23 protein-coding genes are annotated in these 26220 nt (G+C 43.9%); 9 read left to right on the top strand and 14 right to left on the bottom strand.

Annotated features, from left to right (window positions below; translation table 11 throughout):
* Positions 1–3: 3 nt before the first annotated feature.
* From K1I80_RS01165 to K1I80_RS01155, 3 genes are all read left to right on the top strand, one after another.
* Positions 4–684 carry an amino acid ABC transporter permease gene (locus K1I80_RS01165; RefSeq protein WP_002894931.1) on the top strand — a complete coding sequence of 227 codons (681 nt, stop codon included), beginning with the start codon at positions 4–6 and terminating at the stop codon, positions 682–684.
* A 10-nt stretch (positions 685–694) separates the two neighbouring features.
* A complete protein-coding gene (locus K1I80_RS01160; RefSeq protein WP_223313332.1) occupies positions 695–1354 on the top strand; it encodes an amino acid ABC transporter permease in 660 nt (219 codons plus the stop codon).
* 108 nt (positions 1355–1462) lie between these two features.
* Positions 1463–1861 (top strand): hypothetical protein, encoded by a 399-nt coding sequence (locus tag K1I80_RS01155; protein WP_049540636.1) that lies wholly within the window; start codon positions 1463–1465, stop codon positions 1859–1861.
* 103 nt (positions 1862–1964) lie between these two features.
* Here the strand turns inward: K1I80_RS01155 and thrS are convergent, their stop codons facing one another.
* The 6 genes from thrS to ccpA all read right to left on the bottom strand — a co-directional run bounded on the left by thrS (position 1965) and on the right by ccpA (position 8935).
* Positions 1965–3908, bottom strand: coding sequence for a threonine--tRNA ligase (thrS, locus tag K1I80_RS01150; protein ID WP_223313333.1), 1944 nt, complete (start codon positions 3906–3908; stop codon positions 1965–1967).
* On the bottom strand, positions 3901–4545 hold the full coding sequence (locus K1I80_RS01145; protein ID WP_223313334.1) for an adenylate kinase family protein: 645 nt from the start codon (positions 4543–4545) through the stop codon (positions 3901–3903). The genes thrS and K1I80_RS01145 overlap by 8 nt, the downstream gene beginning before the upstream one ends.
* 262 nt (positions 4546–4807) lie before the next feature.
* The gene (locus K1I80_RS01140; RefSeq protein ID WP_223313335.1) at positions 4808–5290 is read right to left on the bottom strand and encodes a hypothetical protein; all 483 of its coding nucleotides are present in this window, start codon (positions 5288–5290) and stop codon (positions 4808–4810) included.
* Between the two features lie 71 nt (positions 5291–5361).
* Complete coding sequence (locus tag K1I80_RS01135) at positions 5362–6684, bottom strand: glycosyltransferase family 4 protein (protein WP_002913364.1); 1323 nt, start codon at positions 6682–6684, stop codon at positions 5362–5364.
* A gap of 1 nt (position 6685) precedes the next feature.
* On the bottom strand, positions 6686–7684 hold the full coding sequence (locus K1I80_RS01130) for a glycosyltransferase family 4 protein (protein WP_032912409.1): 999 nt from the start codon (positions 7682–7684) through the stop codon (positions 6686–6688).
* 246 nt (positions 7685–7930) lie between these two features.
* Entirely contained in the window at positions 7931–8935 is a 1005-nt protein-coding gene (gene ccpA / locus K1I80_RS01125) for a catabolite control protein A (protein WP_125434394.1), read from the bottom strand.
* A gap of 162 nt (positions 8936–9097) precedes the next feature.
* Here ccpA and K1I80_RS01120 point away from each other — a divergent pair, with 162 nt between their 5' ends.
* From K1I80_RS01120 to K1I80_RS01100, 5 genes are all read left to right on the top strand, one after another.
* A complete protein-coding gene (locus tag K1I80_RS01120) occupies positions 9098–10180 on the top strand; it encodes a M24 family metallopeptidase (protein WP_223313336.1) in 1083 nt (360 codons plus the stop codon).
* A 427-nt stretch (positions 10181–10607) separates the two neighbouring features.
* A complete protein-coding gene (locus K1I80_RS01115; RefSeq protein WP_223313337.1) occupies positions 10608–11654 on the top strand; it encodes a FecCD family ABC transporter permease in 1047 nt (348 codons plus the stop codon).
* Position 11655: 1 nt separating this feature from the next.
* Positions 11656–12411, top strand: coding sequence for an ABC transporter ATP-binding protein (locus K1I80_RS01110; protein WP_168955729.1), 756 nt, complete (start codon positions 11656–11658; stop codon positions 12409–12411).
* A 55-nt stretch (positions 12412–12466) separates the two neighbouring features.
* Positions 12467–13495 (top strand): ABC transporter substrate-binding protein, encoded by a 1029-nt coding sequence (locus K1I80_RS01105; protein WP_125390367.1) that lies wholly within the window; start codon positions 12467–12469, stop codon positions 13493–13495.
* Entirely contained in the window at positions 13476–14168 is a 693-nt protein-coding gene (locus K1I80_RS01100) for an alpha/beta hydrolase-fold protein (protein WP_223313338.1), read from the top strand. The genes K1I80_RS01105 and K1I80_RS01100 overlap by 20 nt, the downstream gene beginning before the upstream one ends.
* Before the next feature lie 108 nt (positions 14169–14276).
* Here the strand turns inward: K1I80_RS01100 and K1I80_RS01095 are convergent, their stop codons facing one another.
* The 6 genes from K1I80_RS01095 to K1I80_RS01070 all read right to left on the bottom strand — a co-directional run bounded on the left by K1I80_RS01095 (position 14277) and on the right by K1I80_RS01070 (position 20776).
* Entirely contained in the window at positions 14277–14780 is a 504-nt protein-coding gene (locus K1I80_RS01095; protein WP_223313339.1) for a methylated-DNA--[protein]-cysteine S-methyltransferase, read from the bottom strand.
* A 35-nt stretch (positions 14781–14815) separates the two neighbouring features.
* On the bottom strand, positions 14816–15673 hold the full coding sequence (locus K1I80_RS01090; RefSeq protein WP_223313340.1) for a VOC family protein: 858 nt from the start codon (positions 15671–15673) through the stop codon (positions 14816–14818).
* Between the two features lie 228 nt (positions 15674–15901).
* The gene (locus K1I80_RS01085; RefSeq protein WP_002912933.1) at positions 15902–16351 is read right to left on the bottom strand and encodes an Rrf2 family transcriptional regulator; all 450 of its coding nucleotides are present in this window, start codon (positions 16349–16351) and stop codon (positions 15902–15904) included.
* Positions 16352–16407: 56 nt separating this feature from the next.
* Positions 16408–17256 carry a metallophosphoesterase family protein gene (locus tag K1I80_RS01080; protein WP_223313341.1) on the bottom strand — a complete coding sequence of 283 codons (849 nt, stop codon included), beginning with the start codon at positions 17254–17256 and terminating at the stop codon, positions 16408–16410.
* Positions 17257–17349: 93 nt separating this feature from the next.
* Positions 17350–20073 carry an ABC transporter permease gene (locus K1I80_RS01075; protein ID WP_223313342.1) on the bottom strand — a complete coding sequence of 908 codons (2724 nt, stop codon included), beginning with the start codon at positions 20071–20073 and terminating at the stop codon, positions 17350–17352.
* Between the two features lies 1 nt (position 20074).
* Positions 20075–20776, bottom strand: a complete 702-nt coding sequence (locus K1I80_RS01070; RefSeq protein WP_223313343.1) for an ABC transporter ATP-binding protein — start codon at positions 20774–20776, stop codon at positions 20075–20077.
* Positions 20777–20919: 143 nt separating this feature from the next.
* Between K1I80_RS01070 and K1I80_RS01065 the strand changes: the two genes are divergently transcribed.
* Positions 20920–21480 carry a TetR/AcrR family transcriptional regulator gene (locus tag K1I80_RS01065; protein ID WP_223313344.1) on the top strand — a complete coding sequence of 187 codons (561 nt, stop codon included), beginning with the start codon at positions 20920–20922 and terminating at the stop codon, positions 21478–21480.
* 90 nt (positions 21481–21570) lie between these two features.
* Here K1I80_RS01065 and K1I80_RS01060 read toward each other — a convergent pair whose 3' ends face one another.
* Positions 21571–23622 (bottom strand): C69 family dipeptidase, encoded by a 2052-nt coding sequence (locus tag K1I80_RS01060; RefSeq protein ID WP_223313345.1) that lies wholly within the window; start codon positions 23620–23622, stop codon positions 21571–21573.
* A gap of 309 nt (positions 23623–23931) precedes the next feature.
* A complete protein-coding gene (locus K1I80_RS01055; RefSeq protein ID WP_223311698.1) occupies positions 23932–26001 on the bottom strand; it encodes a M13-type metalloendopeptidase in 2070 nt (689 codons plus the stop codon).
* Positions 26002–26220: the final 219 nt, after the last annotated feature.

Below are 26220 nucleotides of genomic sequence, written 5' to 3'. Positions count from 1 at the left end.
CCCATGAGTTTTAGTATTTCTTCTTGGCAGGCATACTTTGCGGACTTTGGCAAATTTTTCCAAGGATTCCTCTTTACCTTAGCCATTTCTATCGGTGCCCTGACCTTGGCTCTTTTACTAGGGATTTTCTTCGGAGCTATCAGCACAGGTAAGCACAAAGTTCTACGTGGTCTAGCTCGTATTTTTGTTGAGTTTTACCAGAATACACCACTCTTAGTTCAATTTGTAATTGTCTTTTACGGTCTTCCGCTAGTCAGCAATTACACCATCATGCCCTCAATCTATTGGACTGCGGTGCTCTGTGTAGGACTGTACCACGGTGCTTATATCGCTGAAGTTATTCGCTCAGGTATTCAGTCCATTCCTCGTGGACAGACCGAAGCTGCACTCTCTCAGGGCTTTACCTATGTAGAAACCATGCGATACATCATCCTGCCCCAAGCTTTTCGGATTATCCTGCCACCGTTAATCAATCAGGTCGTCAATCTGATAAAAAACACTTCTACCGTCGCTATTATCTCTGGTATGGATCTGATGTTCGTGACCAAGTCCTGGTCTGCTCTGAATTCCAACTACATCCCAGCCTTTGCTGGAGCAGCTTTGCTCTACTTCCTCCTTTGCTTCCCTATCGCTAGCTGGGGACGTAAGGTAGAGGAAGCCAATAAACAAGCTTACAGCATCTAAGGAGGTCTCTATGGAAAATATTTTAAAAGTCTTAACCACAAACAACCTCCTCTTTATCCTTAAGGGGCTCTGGCTGACACTGCAAATTTCTTTCATTTCCATTGTCCTATCCACGATTTTTGGAACTATTCTAGCCGTCATGCGAAATGGAAAAAATAAACTGCTCAAGCTGATTGCCAGCATTTACATCGAATTTGTCCGTAATGTACCCAATCTGCTCTGGATTTTCACTATCTTTTTAGTCTTTCAGATTAAGTCAACGCCAGCCGGTATCATCAGCTTCACTGTCTTTACTTCTGCTGCTTTGGCAGAAATTATCCGGGGCGGTCTCAATGCCATTGACCCAGGTCAGACTGAAGCTGGCTTATCTCAAGGATTTACTCAGTTTCAGATTATGCGTTATATCATCCTACCTCAGGCTATTCGGAAAATGCTGCCAGCCATCATTTCTCAGTTTGTCACAGTGATTAAGGATACCAGCCTGCTCTATTCTGTTATTGCGCTCCAAGAACTCTTTGGTTCTGCTCAAATTCTAATGGGGCGCTATTTTGAAGCTGAACAGGTCTTCGCACTCTACTTATTAGTAGCAGCCATCTATTTCCTGATTAACTTCGCTATTTCCAGCTTCTCGCGCAAGCTATCCCAACGCTGGGCTCAAGCTGCAGAATAAGTAGCTCAGATACAGACCTACTGTGCAAAAGTTGAGTTTACCAACTCAACTTTTTTATTTTTAACATTTGTGGTAGAATAATATCAAAGGATAGACAAGGAGAACGATATGAAAAAACTAACATGGCTTTTCATCACTTTCTTAACAGCAATCTTTCTCAGCGCCTGCGGTCAGCACACTAGCTTCCAGGGAAAATGGAAGGCTCAGAAAGCAAATGGAGAGGACATTGACATTGTCTTCAATGACAAGACAGGCAAGCTAGGCGATAAAGAATTTCACTATAAGATAGATAAGTCAGGCTACCAAGATAATACCAAATATTACAGTATCACTGTCAGCGACACCTATCACTACACCATCCTTTTCCCAGATGATGATATGAAAATAGCTACTCTTCTAGAACCTGACGACCCGTCTAGCGACCCTCTCTATGGGGAAATGCTCTATGCCATGAACAGAAATGAGTATCCTGATTTTGATGATTATGTGGATAAATACTTGCATTAAGATAAAACTTGCTAACATAATTAGTTAAAGAAGTTTCTATCTGTAGGTAGATAACAATTAAACCCGAGCCAATTGCTCGGGTTTAATTGTTATCTAATAAATGCTACTTTTCAAGGCGTGATTTGTTGGCAATGTCTGCTAAGATTTGCTCTACAAATTCGTCTACTGGTATTGTATGTGTTTCTTTTTGACCGTAGCGGCGGACATTAACAGTACCGTCTTCTACTTCCTTGTCACCAACGATTAGCTGATAAGGAATCTTGCTAGTTTGTGAGGCACGAATCTTGTACTGCATTTTTTCATTACGCTCATCCACATCAGCACGAACACCCTTGTCGCGCAGCTTCTTAGCCACTTGCCAAGCATAGTCGATATGGGCTTCATTAGAAACTGGAATCAAAGTCACTTGATGCGGAGCCAGCCAGGTCGGGAAGGCACCCTTGTAATTTTCAATCAAGATGGCTGTAAAGCGCTCCATGGTTGAGATAACTCCACGGTGAATCATAACTGGGCGATGCTCTTCACCGTCAGCGCCGACATACTTGAGGTCAAAGCGCTCTGGCAAGAGGAAGTCCAGCTGGATAGTTGATAGAGTTTCCTCATTTCCAAGGGCTGTTTTAACTTGGATATCGAGTTTTGGACCGTAGAAGGCTGCCTCTCCTTCTGCCTCAAAGTAGTCCACACCCATTTCATCAAGGGCTGCTCGCAGCATGGTTTGGGCATTTTCCCACATCTCATCGTTATCAAAATACTTATGTGTATCCTGAGGGTCACGAAGAGACAGACGGAAACGATATTCAGTCAAGTTGAAGTCAGCGTAAACGTCGATAATCAACTGCAGCGCACGCTGGAATTCTTCCTGAATCTGCTCTGGCGTTACAAACAAGTGGCCATCGTTCAAGGACATTTCACGAACCCGCTGCAAACCAGTCAGGGCACCAGATTTTTCGTAGCGGTGCATCATGCCAATCTCAGCGATACGGATTGGCAACTCACGGTAAGAGTGAACATGATGTTTGTAGACCTGGATGTGGTGAGGGCAGTTCATCGGCCGCAGAACAAACTCTTCTCCATCACCCATATCCATGGTTGGGAACATATCCTCTTGGTAGTGCTCCCAGTGGCCAGAAGTCTTATAAAGCTCCACAGAAGCCAAAGGCGGAGTGTAGACGTGTTGGTAGCCTGAAGCCAACTCTTTATCAACGATGTAGCGCTCCAACTCGCGACGAACAGTCGCACCATTTGGCAGCCAGAATGGCAAACCTTGACCCACTTCTTGAGAAATCATGAAGAGATCCAGCTCTTTCCCTAACTTACGGTGGTCGCGTTCTTTGGCTTCTTCCCGCATTTGCAGATATTTCTTCAGGTCTTTCTTGTCAAACCAAGCAGTACCATAGACTCGCTGCATCATAGCATTGTCGCTGTTCCCGCGCCAGTATGCTCCAGCCACGTTCAAGAGATGGAAGATTTGAATCCGACCTGTAGATGGAACGTGAGGCCCACGGCAGAGATCCACATATTCACCCTGACGGTAGATGGTCAAACCACCCTCATCTTCAGAGTGCTCTTCAATCAATTCCAACTTGTAAGGATCGTTTTTGAAAATTTCACGCGCCTCATCCTTGGTCACTTCCTCACGGATGGATGGGAAGTTTTCTTTGACGATTTTCTTCATTTCCTCTTCGATACGAGGCAGATCTTCATTTGAAATTTGCCCAGCTTCATTATCTGTATCGTAGTAGAAACCATCCTGAATGGCAGGGCCAACGCCCAAGTGAATATCTGGGAAAAGACGACGAGCTGCTTGCGCAAACAAGTGGGCTGCAGAGTGACGCAAGATATCTAAAGCATCTTCGTGGTCAGGTGTCACGATTTCAATAGCACCATCTTCAGTGATGGCACGAGTTGTATCAATCAATTTGCCGTTGAATTTACCAGCCAAGGCTTTTTTAGCTAGGGAATTGCTGATAGATTGAGCAATTTCAAAAGTTGACACGCCAGATTCGAATTCACGAACAGCGCCATCTGGGAAAGTAATCTTAATCATGAGTTTTCTCCTTTAATATTATATTGTTTCTGTTAAGCAATTTAAAGATTCGAGCAATCTCTTCCGCAGTCTGCTTTTCTGACTGACTACCATCTGTTATGAGGCTAGGATAGCCTAATCTCACCGCTTCCTTCCGAACCATTTGGGCAAAAAGAATGTCTCGCTGCATCCAGTTTTCAAAAGCTTGCTCAGGATTGGTTGTTCCCTCTAAGACATAAGGAACCCATTCTCTCTGTCTATAATGCTTTTTCTGAAAATCAGCTGTTGGAGTCAAGCATAGATAGGAAGACGCTGGCCATTCAAGTTCCTTTACCAAATGAGGCAAAAGTCCTGCCCCCTCAACCAAGAGTGGTCTATCTTGATTTTTTATCAAGTAAGATTTTACATAAGGAAAAATCTCTTCATAAAAGCGCCATTCTTCATCTGCCATCTCTTCTGGATTTCTCATCCAGATTTGTTCCGGATTTCTGTCCTGTCTAAGAAGGCAAATCGGCTGTGAATCTGCACTTGCTTGACTCATCATCTCGTCTACCAAATCATCCAGTTTGATATGAAGCAGCTGATACTGTCTAGCAAGAAGTGAAGAAATTGTTGACTTCCCACTACAAGGCGAGCCGCCAATCATATAAAGCATCATTCCCCCTCCTTCTGACAAAAGAAAAACGACATCCTCAAAAGGACGTCGCAACGTGGTTCCACCTTCATTTATGCAAGTCAAAAGACTTACACCTCGAATCGGCTTTAACGTAGCCACCGTTTTATGTTTGCATAAAAGCTAATAGAGTAGTCCCAACTGCATCCTCTACGCGATTTCCAGCTCCACGCGCTCTCTAAAAGATTTCCTGCAGGTGATATGTCTCTAGAAAACATTATAGCACGATTGGAAAAATTTGCAAGAGCTATTGACCATCAAAACCAGAAAAATGATTTAGAGACTCTTGACTCAAAGTTGCAGCTTGACGTTTTTTACGGTATTGCTCTGCCAACAGCATTCCTCCCAAAGAAAGGAATAACAAGACATGGATATCTCTAGCATTATAAAGCGTGGAAGTGATTGGATTATAAATCTTGTCTCCTGAATAAAAAAGTCCGTCAAAAAAGTTTTTGAATAGATAATAATACTGAACCCCTGGAATCAAAAGAAGAAAGGGCAGAGAAAAACCTTGCATCCGAGTATTTATATAAACAATCACTGCACCAATCAAAGGAAGCAGCAAAGCATAATAAAATAAATTAAGATTAGAAAGCCAGTTCAAATCGCTTCCCATACTTTCTGTATTATTTATAAAATATTGCCAAATTTGTTCCCAAATCAAGCCCGAACCAACGACAATGCCATAGAACAAAAGCAACAAAGGCAGCTGTTTGAGATATTTTTTCATAAGATTTCTCCTCTATTTCTAAACAAAACCTTGCATAAATAGCTATTGCCACAATGATGCAAGGCATGTTTCTATTCTAATAATTTAGTAATATTCCTGATTTTTTTCACTTGCTTACTCGAAGCTTTGAGGATACGAACGGAGCCATTGATGGGAAGAGAGATGACCTTGCCAGGCAGATAGGCCACCGTCTTGGCCAGACGCTTGGCAGCACTTTCCTCTGGGCTAAGCTCGTTATGGAAGTCCTTGGAAATAGTCAAATCCAGATAAAACTCATAGACTCTGCGGCCAAAATTCTCCGCTGAAATCTCGTAGAGCTTGTCTTCTAACTTCTGCTCATCCATGTCAGGCGTCGCAATAATCGCCTCTAAAATAGCACCTGATAAATCCCGCTCTTGGTAATAAAGGGTCCCAAAAATCTTGTCACTGATAACATTATCCAGATAAGGATTGCCATGTGCAATAATTGGTGTACCGCTGGCTAAGCTTTCCAGATAAGTCAGACCTTGAGTCTCACTGGTTGAGGCAGAGATAAAGAAATCCGCAGCTTTATAGTAAAGGGCCGTATCACTAGGAGCAATCATCCCCGTAAAGATGACAGCTTCTTCAATCTGAAGCTTGGCAACCAGTTCTTTCAAGTCTTCCGCATAGGGACCGTCGCCGACAATGACCAACTTGACTTTGTCATTTTCTTCAAGGACGGCAGGCATCGCCTCAACGATAGCCTGGATATTCTTTTCATAAGAAATACGGGACAGACTGAGCAGCATAATCTCGTCTTCAGCCAGTCCTAGCTTGAAACGGAGCTTCTTGATATCCTCACGCGAAATTTCCGGTCGCTCAAACTTCGCCAGCTCAATTCCTGTCGGAATCACCCGTTTTTCTGCTTCGATTTTATAATCAACCAAAAGGTCATAAACAATCTCGCTAGGGCAGATAACCCCATCCAAGTCACTCATGAAGCCACGGACGATGTACTTGACCATGCTAGGACGGATGACCATCCCCTTGGCAATATAGTGCACATAATCCTCATACTGGGTATGGTAGGTATGTACTACCGGAATCCGCAGCTCTTTGGCAATCCAAATCCCCAGCAGCCCTAGTGAGAACTCAGTCTGGGTATGGATAATGTCCAGCTGGTACTGACGGGCAATTTCTAGCGCATGAGAAAATCCTCGATAAGCCACTCTTCGATCCTTAAAGGCAAAGAAAGGTACGCTGGGAATCCGAATAATTTGCCAATCCTCATAACGATTGACATCCTTGTCCGTCGTCGTAAAAATAAATACCGTGTGACCTAATTTTTCCAGCTCCGTCTTCAAAGTCCGAATACTGGTAGCAACCCCAGAGACCTGAGGAAAATAGGTATCTGTAAAAAGACCAATACGCATCTTACATCTCCAAAACTGTTTGATAAGCCTTGACTAACTGATCTGCAACATCGTCAATAGACCGGCTTTTAGCCACCTGATAGCCTGCTTCGCGCTTGTCCACCTTTTTATCTAAGACATTTCTCAGAGACTGGACAAACTCATCTACATTATGGCAGAGCTCGGCTGAACGCTCATCCACCCAGCCCTGATAGACTGGAATATCACGCAGCACAACATTCTGCTCACTAGCCAAGGCTTCCAGGACAACAATTCCTTCAGTTTCCTCATAGGACGGGAAAAAGAAGGCATCTGCTCCAGACATGGCTCCCTGAAATACCGCTCCCTTAAAATAACCAGGGAATTCGACATTATCAGGATGGTCAAAGAGAACCAGCCGGCGAATCTTGCGCGGAATCAACCAGAGATTGATAGAGCCCAGCCAGATAAAGCGCACATCAGGCATCCTGCGAGCAACCTCTACAAAATCCTCAATCCCCTTGCGGCGAAAATAAAGGCCAGCACAGACGACCACCTTCTGCCCTTCTTCAATCTTAAAATACTTTTTAAAAACTTCTTCCTTGCGAGCATCTTTCTTATACTTAGGCAGGTCAATACCGTTTGACACAGCCACCATGGGTGTAGTGACCCCATAGGACTGGATCAGCTGCTTGGAATACTCCGACGGTGTGATAATGAAATCCGCCTTTTTATACATGTGAGTCAGATATTTACCAAAAAGCGGAGCAAAGAGATTGGATCCAATAAAGGAATTTTCAAAGTCCTCCTTGGTCGAATGCCCATGCATAATCACTTTTTTATTGCCCCTCTTGGCAGCATGCAGAAGAAGCAAGCTACGGGGACCATAGGTATTGATGTGGACCACATCATAATCTCCTAAAACGTCCGTCGTATAAGGAATCCCAGCCAAATCCAAGGCATGCATCTGATGCTGGAGGGCTCGGCCGATTCCTGATTTCTCCAAAACGGACTTTCCTTCAAGATACAGTAATACTTTCATACTTCCTATTATACCTAAAATAAAATAAAAAGGAAAACCACAAGGGCAAATGAGGTAAAAAATCCATCTAAAGCCTGATAAGGCTTAAAAAAGTACCCCTAGCTAAACGGAAACACAAAAAAGCTGAGGTACTACACCTCAGCCTCGCTTCATAGTCATGAAACTCCATTAAAGCAGTCATTGACTTAGTCTCTTCACTCGATTTTAAAGTTCAGAGAAATTCCTAATCAGACTTACAGACACCGCTTATTTCCGAGTTGATTTACGCTCGCTAATGCTGTGAGCTAGGAGAACTTCGCGTTCTTCCAATTCTTCCTTATGCATAATCTTAGTCAGCATGCGCATACTGATAGCGCCGATGTCATAAAGAGGCTGACCGATTGTGGAAAGGTTAGGACGAGTGAAACGAGCTACTTGCGAATCATCACTGGTAATGATTTCAAAATCTTCTGGAACCTTGATGCCTTTATCAGACAGACCATTTAAGAGGCCTGCTGCCAGTTCATCTCCTGTGACAAAAGCTGCAGTTGCTTTGGAAGCAATAACACGCTCTGCCAAGTGGTAGCCATCATCATAAGAATATTTAGATTCAAAAACCAAGCCTTCGCTGTATGAAAGTTTCTTGTTCTTCAAGCCATCTTTATAGCCTGATAGACGGATTTTCCCATTGATATCATCTACGAGCGGTCCGCTGACAAAGGCAATTTTCTTATTGCGCTTAGCCAGTAATTCTACAGCATCAACCGTTGCTTGCTTGTAGTCAATATTGACGCTCGGAAGCTGATGCTCCACATCGACAGTACCCGCCAAAACGACCGGTGTACGCGAACGTGAAAACTCTGAGCGAATTTTCTCTGTCAGATGATAACCCATGAAAATAATGCCATCCACCTGCTTAGAAAAGAGTGTATTGACAACGGATACTTCCTTATCATCATCCTCATCACTGTTAGCCAAGACAATGTTATATTTATACATTTCAGCAATATCGTCAATCCCTTTTGCCAAGGTTGAGAAATAGCTATTGGTAATATTAGGAATGACAACGCCGACGGTTGTAGTCTTCTTGCTGGCTAGTCCACGTGCCACTGCATTTGGACGATAGTCAAGACGATCAATGACCTCTAAAACTTTTTTACGTGTGTTTTCTTTGACGTTCTTATTTCCATTCACTACCCGACTGACTGTCGCCATCGAAACTCCCGCTTCACGGGCGACATCATAAATAGTTACTGTGTCGTCTGTGTTCATATAGTTTCCTTTCTTCTATTGAAAATATCGTTTTCACTTTCCTACATTCACCATTTTATCACTTCTTGTAAACACTTTCAAGTATTTTGATAAGTTTTTGAAAAGTCTTGCTTTTTTTGACATTTTTTGCCAAAATAGAGGCATAGAAAGAAGGTTGTGACCATGACAAAAATCCAACAAATCACCCACTATCTCGAGAATGAGAAGCTAGATGCTGCTGTTCTGTCTGATCCAGTCACCATCAATTATCTAACTGGTTTTTACAGCGACCCGCACGAGCGGCAGATGTTTTTGTTTGTCTATCCTGACCATGAGCCCCTGCTCTTCGTGCCAGCTCTAGAGGTTGAGCGGGCTTCAGGAGCTGTTTCATTTTCAGTCCTTGGCTATATGGACTCGGAAAATCCTTGGCAGAAGATTAAAGCTGCCTTACCGGATCACTCCTTCAAGACTGTAGCTCTTGAGTTTGATAACTTGATTTTGACCAAATATCATGGATTGAAAACTGTCTTTGAAACTGCAGAATTTGCCAACCTGACACCTTACGTCAACCGCTTACGCCTGATTAAGTCTGCCGATGAAATCCAGAAAATGCTGGTAGCTGGGCAATATGCTGATAAGGCTGTCAATATCGGTTTTGACAATATCTCACTGGAAAATACCGAAACAGATATCATTGCTCAGATTGACTTTGCCATCAAGCGCGAAGGCTATGAGATGAGCTTTGAAACTATGGTCCTGACGGGAAATAATGCAGCTAATCCGCACGGCATTCCCGGTGCCAATAAAGTCGAAAATAACGCCCTCCTGCTCTTTGACCTTGGCTGTATGGTCAATGGCTATGCCAGCGATATGACGCGGACTGTTGCTGTTGGCCAGCCGGATCAGTTTAAAAAAGATATCTACCATCTGACATTGGAAGCCCAGCAAGCTGCTCTTGACTTTATCAAGCCAGGCGTCACAGCTCATGAAGTAGACCGCGCAGCACGGCAAGTCATCGAACAAGCAGGCTACGGTGAGTATTTCAATCACCGCCTCGGCCATGGTATCGGTATGGATGTTCACGAATTTCCATCTATCATGGAGGGCAACGACATGGTCATCGAAGAAGGCATGTGCTTCTCTGTTGAACCTGGTATTTACATCCCTGGCAAGGTCGGTGTCCGCATCGAAGACTGCGGCTATGTCACTAAGAACGGTTTTGAACTCTTCACCGAGACTAGCAAGGACTTGCTGTATTTTGAATAGAATTTTATCAACCTATATTATGTCTTGAATGATTATTTGGTTTGGCAGACGACTTCTGGTTATTTGAGCTATCATTGTTGTGCATCGTTATAGCTGTCTTAGTCCTTAAGCATTTATAATTTCAAAAAACGATAGAAAACTTTCTGTCGTTTTTTCTTGTTTCCTAATAATTATACCAAGTCATTTAGGTTCATCTGCTTTTCCTCCAATGAAGTCGTCTGTCAGAGACTTTCCGAAGAACTCTTTTGCTCCGCACTAAACAGTTTTTACACTAGCAAGATGATTTCATCATTGAGAAGAGAAAGAATCACAAATCCTTATCATATCAGAGGTTTTTATCCCTTCTTGCCCTTCTGATTTAAAAATGTTATAATTTTTTATGAAAAATTGTCTAAAAATTCTAATCTTTGCTGTTAAGGAGGTCTGGATGCTCTTTAAAAAGTCAGAAAATCACGGATTTTCTCGCTATATCTGCCTGCTCTTGCTTCTCGTCATTTTTCTGGCTTGTTCTCTCTTTTTAGCTGTCTCCTTGGGATCGGTCACTATTGATATACAAGACACTTACCAGATTATTTTCAGCAAACTCGGATTTCCCCTTGGCACAGGCAAACTATCTCCGTCCACAATCGCTATTGTTTGGAACATGCGGGTTCCAAGAGTGCTCTTGGGAATCCTGGCTGGTGCTGGCCTTTCTGTCTGTGGCAGCGTCATGCAATCTACTGTCAATAATCCTATCGCAGAGCCTTATATCTTAGGAATTTCAGCGGGTGCAACCTTCGGAGCCACACTAAGTATCATCTTAGGGCTCAAATCCATTACTGGCGCAGGCGCCTTTATAGGAGCTATTCTGGCATCGGCTGTGGTTCTTTTTATCGCATCCATGCAGGGAAAAATGACGACAAGCAGTCTGATATTATCAGGAACAGTTGTAAATGCCCTTTTTATCGCCTTTTCCAACTTTATCATTTCCGTCGGTGCCAATGCTGACAGTGTTATGACGATTAAGTTCTGGACTATGGGCTCACTGGCTGGAACTTCTTGGTCAGATTTAGCCTTACCGGCTCTTGTTGTTGGTCTTTCCTTTTTGTTTTTCTGTTCCCAGTATCGTATTTTCAATACTATGATGATGGGGGACGAAGCTGCTTTGACACTGGGAGTACCTCTGCGTTTTTACTGGTTCCTCTATATCACAGTTGTCGCAGTCATGACTGCGGTGCTGGTTGCCTGCTGCGGCATTATTGGCTTCGTCGGACTAATCACTCCGCACATTGCTCGAAGATTAGTCGGTACCAACTACAAAAGGCTCTTTCCTATCGCTACTCTGCTCGGCTCACTCTTTCTTGTCTGGGCAGATGTTTTGGCTCGAATTTTGGTCAAAAATGCCGAGCTGCCGATTGGGATCTTTACCGCTTTGGTCGGCGCACCCTTCTTTATCTACATTGTAGCCAAAAGCCGAAAGGAGGTAAGCAGCTGATATGGATCTAACTTGCCAAAATATCCACTATTCTGTCGGCCAAAAAGAGATTTTAAAAGGAATTTCGCTCACGGTCGAGGGAAATCAATTTCACACCATTTTAGGGCCCAACGGAAGCGGCAAAACTAGTCTGCTCAAAACCATCTACCGCCAAATCAAACCCGACAGCGGGGACATTTATCTAAACGGAAGGCCACTTGAACAGGTCAGCATAAAAAAAGCAGCCCAGAAAATAGCCGTTGTAACTCAGTTTAACCATCTTCAGTTTGACTGCACCGTCCAAGAAATCGTCATGCTGGGCAGGACGCCGCATCTGTCTCTTTTTCAAAAAGAGAGCGATAAAGACTACGCCCTTGTTCGTCATGCCTTGAGTCAGGTAGACATGCTGTCCAAGAGAGATCGAACCTATTTATCCCTGTCTGGTGGTGAGAAGCAAAGAGTCCTGCTGGCACGCGCTTTGGCTCAACAGCCAAGCCTACTGCTCCTAGACGAGCCGACCAATCATCTGGATATCAAATACCAGCTGGATATGCTTCGTATCGTCAAAGACCTGAACATCAATGTTTTGGCTGTTTTACATGATATCCAACTGGCTTGTCGGTATTCAGACTATTTGTACCTCATGAAGGGAGGTGAGATTGCATACCAAGGCGCTCCAAAGGAGGCCATCACCCATGATTCACTGCAAACCGTTTACGGTATTCAGAGCAAAGTGATCTGGACCAAGGATCGACAGGCCATGATTCAGTATCTATAAGAATCTGTTTTCAGCTTTATCTATACAAGCTCCAAGCCCAAGAAAGGAAGGCAATATGAAAAAAACACTCAGTATCTTACTCGTCGCAACTGCTGCACTGACAATGGCAGCCTGCAATTCTTCATCTAAGGAAAGTACGAAAGAAAGCTCAACTTCGCAATCTTCCTCCAAAACAGAAAGCGCGAAAAAGAGCACAGCAGAGACAAAATATCCAGTGACAATCAAAACTTACGATGCCGAAGGCAAGGAGATTGATCAGGTCTTTGAAAAGGCACCGGAAAAGGTCATCACCAACAACCTTTCGACGACCGAAGTCCTGATTGAACTAGGATTGAAAGACAAGATCGCCGGTATGCTCAATCCAGACAACGATGTCACAGATAAATACAAGGCTGATATTGCCACCATTCCGCAAGTCGGCGACAAGAAAACCGTATCACAGGAAACTGTGCTATCTTATGAGCCAGACGCTCTTCTTGGCCGAAACATGATGTTTTCCGAGAAGTCTCTGGGGACAGTCAGTGCCTGGAATGAAAACAAAATCCCTGTCTATACACAGAAGGCTTCCCTGTCCAATACTAAACAAGACCTAGGCAATATCGTTGAAGATGTTAAAAATATAGGAACCATCTTTAACGTCCAAGACAAGGCCAATCAATATGCTGATCAACTGCAGGCAAGAATTGACACTGTCAAGAAAGCTAATAAGGCTAGCCAAGGCGAAAAGAAAAAAGCGCTCATCATGTGTGCCTACAACGATGAGACTTTCGGTGCTTATAAATCTGCCCTGCAGGAGAGCTTGCTTAACCAGCTCGGCTATACCAATGTAGCGACCGGAACCTCTGACCTAACCTTGGAAAACCTGGTCTCTATGGATCCAGAAGTCATCATCTATGTAACCAGCGACCGCAACAAGGCCATGGATGAACAAGCAGTTGATTTAATGAAAGCTAATCCAGTTCTGGAAGATGTCCCAGCGGTCAAAAATCAGAAAATCATGACCATCTCCTATGATGAGTTCATGGATTATGGTCCTGCTGTAATTGACTCACTCGAGAAAATCAATGACTTTGTCAATAAATAAGACCTTTGTTTGGGAGAGTATCACTGTCAATATTACTCTGCCCCAAGATTATGACGGATCACGACCTTATCCAGCAATCTTGCTAAATGATGGCCAGATAAACTATCTGAGCAGGCTTTCTTCATCAGTAATCTTGATCGGACTGATACCGAACAATAGGCTGGACGATTATACACCCTGGAAAGCCAATGCTCTAAAGCCTGGCAATCCTGATTTTGGTGGCAGAGCAGATAGCTACCACCAAAAGCTCTTCAGCGGTATATTAACAGAAATCAGACAGCACTACCTACTGGATGACAAAAGAATTGCCTATGGTGGCTACTCTCTCGGTGGACTAGCGGCTGTTTACAGTCTCTATAGCGATTGCAAGATCCCCTGTGTCTTTTCTATCTGCGGCTCCTTTTGGTACCCGGGTTTTACCGACTATTGCCGGACCCAGGACTTGAAAAATAAGGACTGTCTAGTCTATTTGCAGAATGGAAAGACAGAAGGCGCGAATCACTCGAACCGACTTTCCAAAGCTCCTTTTTATGCTGAAGAAATTCATCGCTTGATTCAGAAAGAAATCCTTACTACTTACTCCATATTTGACCCTTACGGGCATCATGAAGCCCTCAAAGAGCGCTATGCCGACTTTGCCGACTGGCTGGCCACACAATGGCATATCAACTAATGAAAAACCCCTTTGTCACTCACAGCGACTGACAAAGGGGTTTTTAGTTTATTAATGCAAGCAAAAGACTCTCACCAGTAAAATGGTAAAAGTCTTGAGTGGAAAGATTTATTCAGTCTTCTCCCCCGCCTCTAGTTTCAATAGGAAAGCTTTTTTATCAAGACCGCCGGCATAGCCTGTCAATTTGCCGTCGCTTCCGACAATCCGGTGACAGGGAATCAGAAGGGAAATCGGATTATGACCGATAGCGCCACCGACTGCTCTAGCCGAGCCAATCTTTCCATACTCAGCCTGCAACTCCCGCAAAATGTCTGAATAGGTAGCCGTTTGCCCATAGGGAACCTTCTGTAGTACTGTCAGAACCTTGCTTCTAAACTCAGTCACTTGAGGTGCCAATAGAATTTCATCTGTCGCGGGATTTTCTCCCTTGAAATAAGCATCCAGCCAAGCAGAGACGCGTCGGCTGATTTCTGTCTCCTCCTGCTTCGCTTGCTCCAAATCGTAGCCTGCTCCAAAATATTTCTGGCCCTCAAACCAAAGTCCCAACAAGGCATTTGCGTCTGTCAAGATGAGAATACGGCCAATCGGAGATGTATAATAAGTCTTGTACATATTTTTTCTTTCTTCTAGCTTCTTGATATGCCTTATTATACCACTCTTGTCTTAATTTTTGCCACAATCCCATCTGGGTCTGTGACTTCTAGCTCTTGAGAGCTAATCCATCGGACTAGTGCCTTCAAGTCCAGAGCATTTTCATAAATAGCTACTAGGTCTTCTTTCCCTTTTACTTGCGCTTCAAAATAGGCTAGTCCCATTTGCTTAGGTTGGCGATGATTCAAGTGAGAACCTCCCCACTCATTGACGGCTAAATGATGATGGTAGTTCCCTGATGCCAACCAGCTAGCAGAAGGTACAGAAAATTTATCCTCCAAGCCTAGAAGCTTTTGGTAAAAATGACTGGCAGCTCTGCTATTTTTCACAGACAGATGGACATGGCCCATACGAGTGCCTTCCGCAATACTAAATGGTTGGACTTCCTGACCTAGTTCATAGATTTCTTGAGCCGCGAGCGCTTCCGTCACTCCGATAATGCGGCCATCTTCTCGAATATCCCAATCAGTCTGAGGTTTATCCCGATAAAGCTCAATGCCATTGCCTTCTGGATCCTCCAGATAAATGGCTTCACTATAACCGTGGTCTGCCCCTCCAACCATAGGAACTTTATTCTCTGATAAATGCTTAAGGATATCCGCCAAAGCTTGACGACTTGGAAGCAAAAGCGCCAAATGATAAAGACCGTAAGCCGACTTGACGGGCTGTCGGTCACTGGTTGCTAAGAGCCTCACCAGCGCTTGTCCGTCCCTGCCCAAAGCAACCTGTCTGTCCTGCTCTTCCAAAAGCTCCAGCCCTAAAACACGCTGATAAAAGTCCTTTTGTCTTGCTAAATCAGCCACATAAAGTGCCACCTCTCCTAGATAAATCTTGCTTTGATATTCAAAAGTCATGTTTTTCTCCTCTCTTAAATTTTAAATTTCAGCAGTGCTCCTGCTCCATCTTTTTTTATTTCTCCAAAACAGAGATAGGTTCCTTGATATGGTTTTCCGCATCTCTATTTGCTCCGAAGATTTAATTAAATTGTAATCATTTATATTACATCTATTAGTATAGCACATCCTAATGTAATGTCAATAATTACATCTCGGAATATTATTCACCAAAAAACAACCTGCTTCCTAGGAAACAGATTGTTCTTTAATTTCTTTTTCGGTTGCTGCGACAACTTCGTCAAGACTGGTCTGAGCCAATTCAGCTTCCATAGCTGCCTGAATAGCTGCCAAGCGGTCATCTAAAACATTGTGAATGTTCTTGCCGATAGGACAGTCTGGATTGGGCTTGTCATGAAAGCTAAAGAGCTGGCCGCTCTTGCCCAGACACTCAACCGCGCTATAGACGTCCAACAGGCTAATGTCTTTCAAATCTTTGGCAATCTCTGCTCCTCCAGTCCCACGAGCAACGGTAATCATCCCGGCATTCTTGAGCTGAGACAGGGTTTTGCGAATAATAACTGGATTGACGCCAACACTGCCAGCAAGGATATCACTTGTCAGTTTTTGTTTTTTTCCCTCCAAAGCCAGTACAATCAGCATATGAGTGGCAATGGTAAAACGGCTGGAAATCTGCATTTTCTCTCCTCCCTCATCATTTTCTCTCACTATTATATCCCAAAAAGGGTGTAACTTCAAGAGTTACGACTGGACTTTAAGAAAGCTGCAATCTCATCTGCATAGCCTTCCCGCTCACTGATTTCCCGCAGCAGGTCGTGGTTATGGGTATGGTGGATACCATTGACCAAGCTCTCCCGATAAATCTCATAGTAAGGCAAGTGGAGCTCCCGCGCCAATCTCAGCTCCTGCTCCACATCGTAGGCCACGCGCCGAAGGTCGACATCAGCCAGACCCGTCTCATCTATCTCTAAAATGGTATACTGGGCTCGCAAGTCCTGACGCAAAGCTGAATCTAGAAAGAACGGCTGACCAATAGAACCGGGATTGATAATCAGCTGTCCCTTGGTCCCGTAGCGGAGAAACTGTTGGTGAATATGACCATAAACAGCAACAGCACAGTCATTCCCATCAAAAAGGCGGTCGAAATCGCTCTGCTCGCCAATATGAATCAGCTCCCGTCCCCAATTCTTATCTGGCAGATGGTGGCTGACCGCAATCTTCAATCCTTCCACTTCTGTCAAGACTTGCAGAGGAAGTTCCTGCATGCGGTCAATCTCTTCAGGACGGATTTCCTCTAGGACAAAATGGCAGAGCCGGGTCAGGTAGAGATGGCTGGGACGTGTCAAGTCTAACTTTTGATGCAGGGCATGCCAGAGACTGTCTTCCCAATTCCCCCTGACCTGGAGACTGATGGGCAGCTGCTCCATCCTATCTAAGATATTTCTGCGACCGGTTCCTGGCAGGAGCAAGTCCCCCAAAAACCAATAGTCTGTCACTTGCTGGCTTTCCGCATCCGTCAGCACTGCTTCCAAGGCTGTGCTATTCCCATGCACATCGGATAATAAGGCAATTTTTCGTGTCATTGTGTGTCTTTCTCTTTCTTTACAAGGAATATTATATCAAAGTTCAAAAAAACTTCCACCCATCAAGTGAGTGAAAGTTTTGAAGTCTTTTTATCAATCAACAGACTTGAGTGCTTCCAGCATATCTACTCGTCTGAGACGGTAGTTGACAAAGAAGCCAAGCAAGGTCAGAATAAGAGTCACCGCTGTTAGAGGAAACAGATAGACTGAGAGACTTACTTGAGGGGTTAAGCTGATAATGCTAGGCGCAACCTTCTCAATCAAAAAACGATGCAGGAAGAAACCGCCTAGAAGCCCAACTGCCATCCCAATCACTGACAGAATAATGGTCTCTCGATAGATATAGAGGGTCACTTCCTTATTATGGAAGCCCAAAACCTTGATAGTGGACAGCTCGCGAATCCGCTCAGCTACATTGATATTAGTCAGATTGTAGAGAATGACAACTGCTAAAAGAATGGAAATCAGCACCAAAACCAGCATTGTATTATTAAGAGAATCAGCTAGAACGTTGAACTGCTTCACCATGCTAGCATTTTGAGAAACACTCTTGACAGACTTGAGGCTCATAAATTCATTGGCCTTGTCCACAATATTCTTACTAGAAGGGTTTTTGAGTCGCACTAGATAAGTGTTTTTCTCGGGCTTTTTGCCGTAAATCTTCTGGTAGTCAGTTGCCTTCATAAAAGCAAAATGGCCAAAATGATTCTCATTGACTGCTGCGATCTTGACAGACTTGCCACCCAGCTCTATACTACCACCGGGGCTAACTCCAGCTATGCGGGCCAATTTATCCGAAACAACTACACCGTCCTTGAGAGTCAGCTTTTGCTGGTTGTCAGGACTTTCCATAGAAATAAAAGGTTCAAAATTTTCTTTGTCCGTAACCATCAAAGTGACTGATTCGGTCTCTTTTCTTCCTTTGTATTTCTCTGACAAGGTTTCACTATAGATCTCCTGATAATCAGCAATCGAGCCATCAGCCAACATCTTTTTCAGCTTGTCTTGCTCAGCTTGATTCTCCCCAGGATTGACAGCGACAATCAAGTCGTATCGCAGAATCTCCTCAAACTGACGTTTTGGAATACCACCAATAGAAGATTGGAGTCCTAGACCGGCAAAGAGCAGGGCAACAGAACCCGCCACACCAAAGATGGTCATAAACATCCGCTGCTTATAGCGAAAGATATTGCGAGCTGTGACTTTCTGAGTAAAGCTAAGGCGCCGCCAGATAAAGGACAGTCTTTCCAAAAAGATCTTGGAGCCTTTGACCGGTGGCTTGGGCAAAAGCAAGTGAGCTGCTTCTTCTGTCAACTCCCGCCTCGCCACCAAATAGGCAGGGAGAACACTGGATAGAAGGGAGAGTCCAAGGGCAAGTAAACTATAGGAAACATAAAAATATGCATGAGGGGCAGAAAGCACCATTCCTCTAGTAATAATAGAAGAAATCACTCCCGACAAGAAATAATGCCCCAACAGAATTCCTATGAGGGTACCTAGACTCCCCGCCACCAAACCGTAAAGAGCAAACTTGCGAATGATATCTCGGCTATGATAGCCTAAGGCCTTAAAGACACCTGCATTTGTTCGCTCTTCATCAACAAAGCGAGTCATGGTGGTAAAGGTCACCATAGCTGCCACCAGATAGAGCACCACCGGGAAGATATTACCAATCGACGCAATACTATTCATGGAGTTTTTATACATATGATAGCCATTACCACCTGGCAGAGACTTGCGGTCATAACTATGATAGGCCGGCTCTTTCAAACGACCTAGATTTGCCTTAGCGTCAGCTAGCTTGTCCTTGCTAGCTGATAAGTCTTTCTCTGCCTGAGCTAGCTCTACTTTTTTCTGATTGAGCTGGGACTCAGTTTCCTGAATCTGTTGCTGGCTCTGGCTGAGCTGTGCAGGAGGGAAGATAGAAGCGGATTGAGCTGCCGCTAGCTGGCTTTTTTGCTGGTCTAGCTGATTCTGAGCTTGCTCTAATTGCTTTCTCCCTTGACTCAGTTCACTCTCAGCCTGACCAATCTTATCTTCACCATCCTGAACGGTGCTTTTGGCATCCGCCTCTAATCGCTTAAACCGGGCCTCTCCATTATCTTCAAGGCTCTTGTCCAAAGCAGTCTGGTGCTGCTCCAAACGCTCCTGATAACTTGCAGAGAAGGGAGCCAGCTTTTCTAAATCATGATAGCGCAGGCGGGCAATACTGTAAACATCTGTATCAAAGACCTTGGGGCTGACTACAGCATAGGCCGATAAAGCTCCGCTGCCACTAGTTGCACTGCCCAAATTTCTATCAGACCAGAGCTCTGCTGAGTTGACAAAACCCACAATCTTATAAGTCTTATTTTTCAGAACTGACCGACTGCCTGCTTTCTCGGTCAGATCAATCACCTGACCAAGTTTATATTTTCTAGACCAAAAGCTAGCCAGGGCAATTTCTTGCGCATTCTTGGGAAGACGACCGGAGGTCACTTGAAAGTTTGAAATATCCGTAGTATCCGAGAATACTCGTAGGGCCTCCTCGTCTACGGTGACATCTGTCAGATAGCCAAACTCGACATCAGCTCCCTTAATAGCTTCCAGCTCTTTCTGATCTTCCGCATCCAAACCATAGTCCGCCATAACAGCCAAGTCCATGGTTCGTTGCTCTTTCAAATAATCTGTTGCTGTTCTGCGCATATTGGGTGGAGCGACCTTAAGCCCCACGAGAGCTAAAGAACCCAGCATCATGAGGATTAAAATAGATAGGAAACGTCCTTTAGAGCTAGTGAAGGAGCGCAGAATATCTTTCCAATAAATCTTTCTCTTCATATCAATACTCCAATGTACTTATATCCTGAGGCGATTCATTCACCGTAACACTTTTGACTCTCGCATCGTGCATGCGGATAACCCGGTCAGCAATGGGAGCCAAGGCAGCATTGTGGGTCACGATAATCACCGTAGCCCCTTGATTGCGGGACATGTCCTGTAAGATTTGCAGTACTTGTTTGCCGGTATTGTAGTCTAGAGCTCCTGTCGGCTCATCGCAGAGCAAAATCTTGGGCTTCTTAGCCACAGCCCGAGCGATAGACACCCGCTGCTGCTCCCCGCCTGATAGCTGGGCTGGAAAATTATTGAGGCGCTTTTCCAGACCAACCGCGCTCAAAGCTGCCACTGGATCTTGAGCATCCTTGACAATTTCAGAAGCCAATTCGACATTTTCCTTGGCCGTCAGGTTAGGCACCAAATTATAAAACTGAAAGACGAAGCCCACATCATTGCGGCGATAGTCCGTCAGCTGGTGGGAATTGTAGTCAGCAATATTCTGGCCGTCTATCAGGATGTCTCCTTCATCATTGGTATCCATACCGCCAAGGATATTAAGTACCGTAGACTTACCAGCGCCAGAAGCACCTAGGATAATGACCAGTTCCCCTTTTTCAATCTCAAAAGAAATATCGTGATTGGCGACTATTTCAGTATCCCCCATCTGATAACGTTTAAAGCTATTTTTCATTTCAATATAAGCCATATCGTTTCTCTCCTTTTCAAAGCTCGTTTCCTTAAATCAACAAGCTGTTGATTCTAAATCACAGATATTATATAATGAGCTTAGATAAAAAGCAATAATCAAAAATCAACAAAGTGTTGATTTAAGCAAAAAGGGAAGAAAAAATGATCCAGAAAAGAAAAACCAGCACTAAGGAAGACATCAAGGAAGCCTTGATTCAGCTGCTATCAGAGGAAAGGTTTGATACTATCTCCATCAGCAAACTCTGCAAGCGGGCTGGGATTAACCGCGGCACCTTCTACCTCCACTACCAAGATAAGTATCAGATGGTTGATAGTCTCAAAAAAGAAATTATTTCCCAACTTTCTAGTTATAGCTTGTTTGAAGCAGAGAACGAATATCCTAAAAAGTTAATGATAGCAAAATTTCATATACTGCGAGCTAATGAACGTCTTATCAATGCCCTGACCAGAAGCCATTATATTGACTTTCGGGAAGCTATTCGGGAGTACATAACCAGTATCATTCTGAGTGATAAGCAAAAGGCTGCTACCCAGCGTTTTTTAGAAGAGAACTTCCATATCCCTCAGAAATACGCCCTAGAAATCTTCCTATCCAGTGTTGAGGGGATTATTTCTCTTTGGATAGCCGGCGGAGCTCAAGAAGAACCTGAAGAACTCACTGACATAATTTTGACTACTTATAACTATGATTATTTGAGATAAGGGCTCTAGTTTGAAGGCTAGCCTAGACAAAAGTCGTTTCTTCCACTAAGAAAAGCCGAACATTTTGCTCGGCCTTCTTTTTATTTTAGATTAGTTTTTCTTTGTTTTCTTCAAAAGGAAGAAGACTCCTGCTAGGATAATCAAGCCTGCAAGGCCCATGATGGTGACTTGCTCACCTGTTGATGGCAGGTCTTTTTTCTTGGCCTTGACGGACTGCTCATTTCGATACTGCACTTGGTAAACAGAGAAATGATTGGTCGTGAAGCTGATAGTCTGATTTTGATTAACTGTTACATCAAATTTCTCAACCTGCTTGCCATTTTCATCCAGAGCATAGACTGCATCTACTGGCAGATCTTTGCGGACTGGGATCGTCACAAGAGTTGGACTGACCTGATGCACCGGCTGACCATTCGGATTGGTCAAGCTAATGTCATAGGTATCTGTCGGCTGAATCTTGCTTTCCAGTTTTTTCACTGACAGCTGATGACCGGCCTTGACCAAGTCAGCATTTTTCAAGCGAATGCCAGTTGCGGCATCTACCAAGCTGTCCTCTTCTACATTGACTTCCGTCCGTGTATCAGAACTGCTAGAAGTTGCCGAAGAGGAAGAACTTGACGAGCTTTGAGTTGATGAAGCGCTGCTAGAGTCTTTGCTGGAGCTGGAAGGAGTGGGGTTTGCTGCTTCCTTGATTTTAGCTTCCATTTCAGCTTCTAGCTCTTTCATTTCCTTAAAGACTTGCGCTGCTCGAGCCTGTGTTTCCTCTGTGACTTTGGCCGAAGAGTCTGGCAGAGCTGCATTGGCTGCATCTAGAGCATTTTGCTCCTCAATAAAGCGGGCTTCCAAGGCCTTCCACTTGTCTTGGACAGAACCGCCAAAGAGGTCCTGATGCTTGGCCGCCATATCGTAGATATGAGATGCTACCCAGTACCAAGAGCCTGGACTGTAGCTAGTTGTGTTTACCTTATAAGCATCGTAAGTATCTGTGATATTGCCATTATAAGGCAGGTAAGGTGAAAAGCGAGGGCTGCCTACCGCCAGCCACATAGTACCACCGCCCATATTGGCTGGAACGCCGTCTTTGAGCTGGAAGATATGAGCTTCCATAACATTTGGATTGCCCAGCGGATATTTGTAAACAGGGTCTGTCGTACCGCGTTGTGGCAGCCCCTTACCATCTAGCTCCATTTGGTCCAGCGGTTTGAACTGAGTACCCTCAAAGCGATTGCGCTGCATAGCCATGACATCTGCTACACTAATCTTTCTGTCTGTGGAGTGCATGAGATCAAAGTAAGAGTCATTATAAGACACGGTCGCATTTGGATCTAGACTGGTGATACCTGCCCAGGCACGTGAACGATCTGCCTCTGCCATCGGTGGATTGTAGGACTGAGAAATATGGAATTTGCCGTCAATTTCTTTATAAGAATTAGCTTGCTTGGCTACATCCTGAACACCCTTTGAGGCAATGACATTTTCTGTATCATCAAAGTCAACACTACCCAAGAAGAAAGTATTAGGAAAGACAGCATACTTATCATCTGGGAATTTAATAGCAACATATTGGTGACCAGATAGGATTTCCATATACCAGACACCGGTCTTGTCAGCAATGGTGATAATATTCCCCTCTGCTGCTCCCTGCTCTCTGACGATCTGTGCCATCAGCTCCACACCCTGACGGGCAGTCTGAACATGAGGCAGAACGACGGTTGTCAAGATAGACTCTGCCAAGCCATTTTCTACATAAGGGTCCACCTTTTGAATGGCATCATTAGCCTTGGCAGAAACAGTCGCAGAAATGGAAACTCCGTACTCATTGAAGCCAACCTCGTCAAAAATACCTTGGGATGGGGTCACATCTGATACCGAGGTATACTTGTAGCTTTCTGCCGGCAGGGTCCATTCAAAGCCGTTGGTTTCATCGACCAGCTTAGCACCACTCGCATTGGTCTTTCTCGGATGAACCAGAAAGACCTTATTATGATTGGGCTCCAAGTCCTCCGTCCGACCGTAAAGCGTCGTGCCGTCTGCAGTCAGGTCTTTCCCGACGATAAATCCTGTGCAGGCTTCGACCACTTGGAAAGGAAAGAGAAAAATGGCCGAAAGAGCTAACAAGGAACGAAACAATATTTTTTTCATAAAAATATCTCCTTTGTTTTTTTGTAAAAAATTACAAAATTAAATACTATATTCAGTATAGCCTTTTATACCAGGTTTTGCAAGCGATTTCATTTTTTTTGACGTGTAAGATTTACTAGATAAATAATTCATTTCAAAATAGAAAAAAGCCAGATAAAATCTGACTTTAAAGATACGTGGCTGCGGAGGCACAACCCGCAGCCGCGCAAGTGTCGCAGGAAAGAATGGATAGGAGAAAAAGAACAAACTTCTCTCCTATTTCCAAACTGGTTGTGCTTCATATTTACCGTCTTCTCTAGACAAGCAATCTTACCATACGCTGACCCGCTTATCTGGAGCCAGATACATGGCATCACCTTCTTTAATTTCTGGATAGGTTTCATAGAAGGCCTCTACATTTTTGAGTTGCTGGTTGACCCGCAGTTCGGACGGAGCATGGACATCTACCTTCAAGAGAAGTTGATTAAATTGCAGACTGGCCTTGCTTCTCCAGATATTGGCATAGTTTTCAAAGTAATTCTTCAAGTCTGCATCTGGATATTTCTTTTTAACGACTTCTAGAGTAGCTGAAAGTCCACCTGCATCGGCTACATTTTCTGTTACCGTAAGCTTGCCGTTGACCTTGCCGCCGTAGATTTCAATACCATCCCACTGCTTGGTAACAGCTTCAATTTTCTTGTCAAAAGCTTTCTTATCTGCTTCTGTCCACCAATTGTTCAAATTCCCCTCTTCATCAAAGTTTGCACCGTTTGAGTCGAAGGCGTGAGTAATCTCGTGACCAATAACCATACCGATACCGCCGTAGTTCTTTTCCATCTCTTGCTTAACATCAAAGAATGGATTCTGCAGGATTGCGGCTGGGAAGTTGATACTGTTATTTTCCTGTGAGTAGTAAGCGTTGATATCGTAGGAAGGCATCAGCCACTCGTCCTTGTCTACTGGCTCAGAGAAGTGTTCAACATCATATTGATGTTTTGCCTGACTCAAAGCAATTGCATTCTCAAAGAAGGATTTCTTATCGTCTACTTTCAAAGTCTTAGTCACTTCGCGAACTTTTTCAGGATAGCCGATATAGAGTTTCATAGTATCCAGCTTCTTGACTGCCTTCTGCTTGGTTTCTTCTGACAGCCATTCGTTTTTCAGCATGCGTTCCCGATAAACTTCCTTGATATCCTTGACCATTTGGGTCACTTCTTGCTTGGCTTCCTCACCGAAATATTTGCGACCGTAGTAAAGACTAAAGACATCTGAAAAAGTTCCTGTTGTAAGATTGTATGCTGCATCTTCTTTTGAAGTTGCTTCCTTAGTACCTTGCAAGGATTTTTGGTACTCTGCAAAAATCAGCCGATAGTCATCGGTTAGAAAACTAGATGCTGATGCCGCCTGCTTCACAAGCATCCAAGATTTGAGCTTGCCAAAGTTCTTGTCATTAACTACCTTGGCAAAATTTTCATAATACTTAGGGTTAGGTACATTGACATCACCAGATTCCTGGCCTAGATAGTCATTGATAATATCGTGAAACTTAAAGGTATCAGAGTAGGCATTGATGTCTTCTGCCGTCTTAGGATGGTGAAGATTTTTAATTTCCGAAGTTTCTTCATTACTTTGGGCATACTTGGCCAGTTCTCCATCAAATTCTAAAGCTTCTTTGACAATCTTTTCGCTCTCTTTTTCACTATAGCCTAGCTTTTGAAAGGCTTCTTTGAATGCTTTTTCCAGCGGATCCATCATCCTTTTCTTAGCACCTTCATCTTCATAATAGCTCTTATCCGGCAGCATAAGACTTGGACTGGACAGATTCACTTGTTTCTGATTGGTATTTTCTAGGTTAGAACTAATTTCAAAAGTAAACGGTAGAGCTAGACCACGCTTTTCCCAGTCAACAGCCTTGCTAGCTAGGTCCTTTAGATCGGACAAGTCTTCAATTTCCTTGAGATAGGACTTGAGAGGGGCTAGGCCATCCTTTTCCCGCTGCTTGAAGTCCGTCGCTTGCTGGTAGTATTTGATAAACTCAGGCATGCCTTCAATCGTTGACTCTTCTTTACCAGAGACTAGATTTTTGACATCCGCCTTCATCTTGTCCTTGACCTGCTCGTTCAGCTCATAAAACACACCGTTAGACGGCTGATCGCTAGGAATCTCTGCCTTTTCCAGCCATTTTTTATTGATGGCTTGATAGTAATTGGTCCTCACTGTGGCATTCTTATCGATCGGTGTCTCCTGAGGGACAAAGGTCTTATAAGCCCAGTAGCCACCGGCAGCTAAGATTAGGCCGGTCACAGTCAACGTAGAAGTTAGAATGATTTTTGTTCTTTTCTTCATGAGTTCCTCCTTGTATATTAAGTAAAATATAATTGACTTTTTTATTTTACTCATTTACTTTAACATATTCTTTTTTCCTCGTCAACAGAAAACTGAAGGTCTGGAAAAAATTGCCGCAAGAGGAGAAAATAAGGTCATTCAGTCTGCTTTTAAAAGTGATCTGGTCTAGAGTCACACTTAAAGAAAAACTAAAGTTTTCTACCAGCTGTCCTGTTGCTTCCAGCTCTTTTCTCTCCCCCTTGCACTTTCTAGTATAGCCTTCAAACTTCAGAT

The sequence above is a fragment of the Streptococcus sanguinis genome (assembly GCF_019929225.1).
GTDB lineage: Bacteria > Bacillota > Bacilli > Lactobacillales > Streptococcaceae > Streptococcus > Streptococcus sanguinis_J.
Note: the sequence above shows the minus strand (reverse complement) of the source record. Positions and strands in the feature narration are given on the sequence as shown.